Consider the following 6,062-nt stretch of genomic DNA (forward strand, 5'->3'; position numbering starts at 1 on the left):
GCTGCTGCCGGCCATGGCCGGGCGGTCGTCCGAACCGCTGCTGCGGGCGACGTGGACCAGCGCGGGGAGCGCGGCCCCGCCGAGCACCACCGCGGCCACGGCGCCGACCAGCGCCTGGCGGCGGCGCGTACGGCGGGCGGGCACGGCGCGGCGCAGGTGGTCCAGGGAGTCGGCAGACGGCTGCAGTTCGTCGACGGCGCCGTGCAGGAGGCGGCGCAGGGCGTCCTCGTCCATGACGTCCGGGCTGTTCCTGTCGTCGGTGCGGTGGCTGTCGTCGGTGCGGTGGCCGTCGGCCGGGCTGTTGCTGTCGTCCGTACGGCTGTCGCTGTTCGTACGGCTGTCGCTGTCCGTACGGTCGCTGCCGCCCGTACGGTCACTGCCGTCCGGACCTTCCCCGTCGTCCGTACGGTTCACGCCGTCCGTACGGTTCACGCCGTCCGTCGCCGCGGACTTGCTGGACGGGGCCCTGTCGTCCGACTCGTGACCGGCCCGCCGGTCGGGGTTCCCCGAGGCCGGCTCGTATGTGTCGTCGTTCATGCCGGAGCCTCCATTGCGACGCGAAGCGCCGCGATGCCACGCGATCCGTACGCCTTGACCGAGCCGAGCGATATGCCGAGCGTCTCGGCGACCTGGGCCTCGGTCATATCCGCGAAGTAGCGCAGCACGAGGACCTCGCGCTGACGGCGCTGCAGCCCTCTCATTGCCTTGATCAACTGGTCCCGCTCAAGCTGCTCGTACGCCCCCTCCTCGGCGCTGGCCATATCGGGCATCGGCTTGGAGAGCAGCTTCAGCCCGAGGATGCGGCGGCGCAGCGCCGAACGCGAGAGGTTGACGACCGTCTGCCGCAGATAGGCGAGCGTCTTCTCCGGGTCACGGACCCGGCGCCGCGCCGAGTGCACGCGGATGAACGCCTCCTGGACGACGTCCTCGCAGGACGCGGTGTCGTCGAGAAGCAGCGCGGCAAGACCGAGCAGCGACCGGTAGTGCGCGCGGTAGGTCTCGGTGAGGTGATCGACTGTGGTGCCCGCTGCCATCGTGTCGTCAGCGTCCTCGCGCCCTGCCGTCGAGATCTGCGGCGCGGGGCGAGTGGTCGACCATGGCGCGATCACCGGCATGCCACCAGGGGTGCGGGGACGCCGGGGCCGCACTGCCGTGCCGCCGCGCCCAGGAACTGTTGCGATGCCGAATACCTCTGCTGCCACGCCAGTTGGACACGCTGCCCCCCGTCAGGGTTGTACGCGTGAGGCAGCGCTTTTGACGAAGCAACGAATGCCCCCATGCACACCAACCCGTCCACAAATGCCCCGGTTTGCCCAATGCCCACTGAGGGGCGGCTGGAAAGACGCTCCCCGCCCGCTGTCGGTTGCAGCGGGCGGGGAGGGAATCTTATCCGTAGATCTTTGCCCTGGTTTGAGTCCGGTTCAAGTGGTCCAGGCCATTGTCCGGGTCACAGAAGCCTCACAGTTTCGGGGCCCAGGGCCGGCCCCCCTGTACGCAGCCCTCAGCCGTCAGACTGTCAGCTCCGCCGCGACGAGCTCCGCGATCTGCGCGGTGTTGAGCGCCGCGCCCTTGCGGAGGTTGTCGCCGCAGACGAACAGCTCGAGCGCCTTGGGGTCGTCGAGCGAACGCCGGACCCGGCCCACCCAGGTCGGGTCGGTGCCCACGACATCGGCCGGGGTAGGGAACTCCCCCTCCGCCGGGTTGTCGCAGAGCACCACACCGGGGGCGGCCGCAAGGATCTCGTGCGCCTGGGCCACGGTCACCTGGTTCTCGAACCGCGCGTGCACGGCCAGCGAGTGGGTGGTGATCACGGGCACGCGGACACAGGTCGCGGTGACCCGCAGCTCCGGCAGGCCCAGGATCTTGCGGGACTCGTTGCGCACCTTGAGCTCTTCCGAGGACCAGCCGTCCTCCTTGAGCGAGCCCGCGAACGGCACCACGTTGAGCGCCATCGGCCCGGGGAACGGCCCGGTGTCGCCGATCGCCCGCCGTACATCGCCCGGCTGGGTGCCCAGCTCCGTACCGGCGACGAGGGCAAGCTGCTCGCGGAGGGTGTCGACGCCCTCCTTACCCGCCCCGGAGACCGCCTGGTACGAGGAGACGATCAGCTCCTGCAGTCCGAACTCGGCGTGCAGCGCACCCATCGCGACGATCATCGAGAGGGTGGTGCAGTTGGGGTTGGAGATGATGCCGCGCGGGCGGAGGCGGGCCGCGTGCGCGTTCACCTCCGGGACCACCAGCGGTACGTCCGGGTCCATCCGGAAGGCTCCGGAGTTGTCGACGACGACCGCGCCCTTGCCTGCCGCGATCGGCGCCCACTGCGCGGAGACCTCATCCGGCACATCGAACATCGCGATGTCGACGCCGTCGAAGGCCTCCTCGCCGAGCGCGACGACCTCGACCTGCTCGCCCCGTACGGACAGCTTCCGGCCGGCCGAGCGCGGCGAGGCGATCAGCCGGATCTCGCCCCAGATGTCCGCGCGCTCGGACAGGATGGAGAGCATGACGGTGCCGACGGCACCGGTCGCGCCGACGACGGCGAGCGTCGGCTTCCGGCCGCCGGCACCGCCATGGCCGGTCATCGGCCGGTCCCTCCGTAGACGACGGCTTCCACGCTGTCGCTGTCAAGACCGAAGGCGCTGTGGACGGCCCGGACCGCTTCCTTCACATCGTCGGCGCGGGTGACGACCGAGATGCGGATCTCGGAGGTCGAGATCAGCTCGATGTTGACCCCGGCGTTGGACAGCGCCTCGAAGAAGGTCGCGGTGACGCCCGGGTTCGTCCGCATACCGGCGCCGACCAGCGAGATCTTGGCGATCTGGTCGTCGTAGCGCAGCGAGTCGAAGCCGATCGTCGGCTGCGCCTTGGTCAGCGCCTCCATGGCCTTGTGGCCGTCGGTCTTCGGGAGGGTGAAGGAGATGTCGGTCAGGCCGGTCGACGCGGCGGAGACGTTCTGCACCACCATGTCGATGTTGAGCTCGGAGTCCGAGATCGTACGGAAGATGGCCGCGGCCTCACCCGGCTTGTCCGGCACTCCGACGACCGTGATCTTGGCCTCGGAGGTGTCGTGGGCAACACCCGAGATGATCGCCTGCTCCATCGGCTGGTCCCCTTGCGGCTCGTTGCTGACCCACGTGCCCCTGAGCCCGGAGAAGGACGAGCGGACGTGGATCGGGATGTTGTAACGGCGGGCGTACTCCACACAGCGGTGGAGCAGCACCTTGGAGCCGGAACTGGCCAGTTCCAGCATGTCCTCAAAGGAGATCCAGTCGATCTTGCGGGCCTTCTTCACGACCCGCGGGTCGGCGGTGAACACACCGTCGACATCCGTGTAGATCTCGCAGACCTCGGCCTCGAGGGCGGCGGCGAGAGCGACGGCGGTGGTGTCGGAGCCGCCACGGCCCAGGGTGGTGATGTCCTTCTTGTCCTGGGACACGCCCTGGAAGCCCGCGACGATCGCGATATTGCCCGCGTCGATCGACTGCCGGATGCGGCCGGGCGTGACGTCGATGATCCGTGCCTTGTTGTGGACCGAGTCGGTGATGACACCGGCCTGGCTGCCGGTGAACGACTGCGCCTCGTGGCCGAGGTTTTTGATCGCCATCGCCAGCAGGGCCATGGAGATCCGCTCTCCGGCTGTCAGCAGCATGTCGAACTCACGCCCCGACGGAATCGGGGACACCTGCTCGGCGAGGTCGATCAGCTCGTCCGTCGTGTCGCCCATCGCGGAAACCACGACGACCACCTGGTGGCCGTTCTTCTTGGCTTCGACGATTCGCTTGGCAACCCGCTTGATGCCCTCGGCATCGGCAACGGAAGAGCCTCCGTACTTCTGCACGACAAGGCCCACGTGCGCTCCCTGGCTCTCAGTAATGCGGTCGGCTCAGTCTAACGAGTGGCCGGAAATTACCCCGCCAATATCACATTGCGAGACACATGGCCCACCTTGTGATCAGGCGTCCAGATATTTCCGCTTCTTCCCTCGTACCACCCGCTCAGCGACGAACCCTGCCCGCTCCGCACCGAAGCACACGGAAAGGTAACCCAGGTCACACCTTCGAGACTGGGCTCGACCCCAGGACTGCGGTCGAGACTGGGCTCGGCCTCAGGACTGCGGTCGAGACTGGGCTCGGCCTCAGGACTGCGCGGACCGGATACCGAGCGGGGCAGCGATCTCCGCCGCCATGACCCGTCCCGCCTCCTCCGCAAGCTCCTCGTCGCCGCCCGCATTGCTGTCGGTGTCCAGGCCGTCCAGCTCGTCCAGCGGGCTGTCCAGCCGTACGTGGGCGACCAGCGACTGCAGCGCGCGCAGGGCGGCGGAGGCGGTCGTGCCCCAGTTGGACAGATACGAGAACTGCCACCACCACAGCGCCTCGCTGATCCGGCCGTCGCGGTAGTGGGCCATGCCGTGCCGCAGGTCGGTGACGATGTCGGCCAGGTCGTCGGAGATCCGGCAGGCAACGGGCTGGCTGCGCGGCACATACGGGTCGAAGACCTCGGAGTAGACGTCCACCGGGTCGAGCAGCCGGGCGAAGCGCTCACGCAGCTCGTCGACGTCCGGCTCGGGGCCGACATCCGGCTCGTACCGCTCGTCGGGGACGAAGTCCTCGTGTGCGCCCAGCCGACCGCCCGCAAGGAGCAGCTGGGAGAGCTCGAGCAGGAGGAACGGCACAGCGCTGTCCGGTTCGTCGCCCTTCGCCACTTCGGTGACCGCGACGATGAAACTCTCGATCTGATCGGAGATCTGGACCGCGAAGTCGTCCGGATCGGGGTGAGCGGCGTGCAGCGTTGCGTCAGACATCGAGAAGTCTTCTCCCTTCGAAGGCACGCCCCAGCGTGACCTCGTCGGCGTACTCCAGGTCCCCCCCGACTGGGAGACCACTAGCCAGCCGGGTCACCTTCAGACCCATGGGCTTGACCATGCGCGCCAGGTAGGTGGCGGTGGCCTCGCCCTCCAGGTTCGGATCGGTGGCCAAGATCAGCTCCGTGACCGTACCGTCCGCGAGCCGCGTCAGCAGCTCCCGGATCCGCAGATCGTCCGGGCCCACGCCCTCGATCGGGCTGATCGCGCCGCCGAGCACGTGGTAGCGGCCACGGAACTCACGGGTGCGCTCGATCGCCACGACGTCCTTGGGCTCCTCGACCACACAGATGACGGCCGGGTCGCGGCGCGGGTCCTGGCACACCCGGCACTGCTCGGCCTCGGCGACGTTCCCGCAGACCGCGCAGAACCGCACCTTGTCCTTGACCTCGGTCAGCGCATGCGCGAGGCGGCGGACATCGGCGGGCTCGGCCTGCAGGATATGGAAGGCGATGCGCTGCGCGCTCTTGGGACCGACGCCGGGCAGCCTGCCCAATTCGTCGATGAGGTCCTGGACCACGCCTTCGTACACGCCGCTTCCAATCTCGCGCTGACGCGCGGTGGCTTCTCTTCTTACAGACTTCGGTATAAGGCCCGGGTCAGGGCCCTGCACAGACCCTGGACAGACCCGCTACTGCTGCTACTGCGGAACGGAAGGCCACTCTCAGAACGGCAGACCCGGCATACCGCCGAGGCCCTGGGCGAGCGGACCGAGCTTCTGCTGCTGCAGCTGCTGCGCCGCGTTGTTCGCATCGCGCACCGCCGCGACGACGAGGTCCGCGAGGGTCTCGGTGTCCTCCGGGTCCACCGCCTTCGGATCGATCACCAGGCCCTGAAGCTCACCGGCGCCCGTCACGGTCGCCTTCACCAAGCCGCCGCCGGCCGAGCCTTCGACAGGGGTCCTGGCCAGTTCCTCCTGCGCCGCGGCAAGGTCCTGCTGCATCTTCTGGGCCTGCTGAAGCAGCTGCTGCATATTGGGCTGGCCACCACCGGGGATCACGAGCTCACTCCTGCGCTGTCGACAGAGTTCTTCTTTCCGATAGCCCGAGCCTACGTGCTCACGGGGCGCCCCGCCCTACGCCGTAGGGAGGAGGGCGAACGGCGCCGGAGTACTCAACTCAGGTGCCGCACAGGGCGAGCGATACGCACAGGATCCGGCGGCTCGTCCCCCTGCTGCTCCCCTCTTCGCCCCCTTCTCGCC

Annotated in this window: 6 protein-coding genes and 1 pseudogene; all 7 read right to left on the reverse strand. The window is 68.6% G+C overall.

Features of this window, described 5'->3' with window-relative positions; all coding sequences use genetic code 11:
* Window positions 1-537, reverse strand: a pseudogene (locus tag CCN51_RS38525) (hypothetical protein); the annotation flags it as partial.
* Window positions 534-1,115: a SigE family RNA polymerase sigma factor gene (locus CCN51_RS38530; protein ID WP_043487177.1), complete on the reverse strand. Its 582-nt coding sequence runs from the start codon at window positions 1,113-1,115 to the stop codon at window positions 534-536. The gene CCN51_RS38530 and the pseudogene CCN51_RS38525, both read right to left, overlap by 4 nt.
* Window positions 1,116-1,508: 393 nt before the next feature.
* Window positions 1,509-2,582, reverse strand: a complete 1,074-nt coding sequence (locus CCN51_RS38535; RefSeq protein WP_014177709.1) for an aspartate-semialdehyde dehydrogenase — start codon at window positions 2,580-2,582, stop codon at window positions 1,509-1,511.
* Window positions 2,579-3,850, reverse strand: a complete 1,272-nt coding sequence (locus CCN51_RS38540; RefSeq protein ID WP_014177710.1) for an aspartate kinase — start codon at window positions 3,848-3,850, stop codon at window positions 2,579-2,581. Before CCN51_RS38540 ends, CCN51_RS38535 begins: the two co-directional genes overlap by 4 nt.
* Window positions 3,851-4,135: 285 nt before the next feature.
* The gene (locus CCN51_RS38545; RefSeq protein ID WP_014177711.1) at window positions 4,136-4,801 is read right to left on the reverse strand and encodes a DUF5063 domain-containing protein; all 666 of its coding nucleotides are present in this window, start codon (window positions 4,799-4,801) and stop codon (window positions 4,136-4,138) included.
* Window positions 4,794-5,393, reverse strand: coding sequence for a recombination mediator RecR (recR, locus tag CCN51_RS38550; protein WP_014177712.1), 600 nt, complete (start codon window positions 5,391-5,393; stop codon window positions 4,794-4,796). Before recR ends, CCN51_RS38545 begins: the two co-directional genes overlap by 8 nt.
* Before the next feature lie 132 nt (window positions 5,394-5,525).
* Window positions 5,526-5,861, reverse strand: a complete 336-nt coding sequence (locus CCN51_RS38555; RefSeq protein WP_014177713.1) for a YbaB/EbfC family nucleoid-associated protein — start codon at window positions 5,859-5,861, stop codon at window positions 5,526-5,528.
* Window positions 5,862-6,062: the final 201 nt, after the last annotated feature.

The organism is Streptomyces milbemycinicus (assembly GCF_002154605.1).
In the GTDB taxonomy this organism is placed as follows: Bacteria; Actinomycetota; Actinomycetes; order Streptomycetales; family Streptomycetaceae; genus Streptomyces; species Streptomyces milbemycinicus.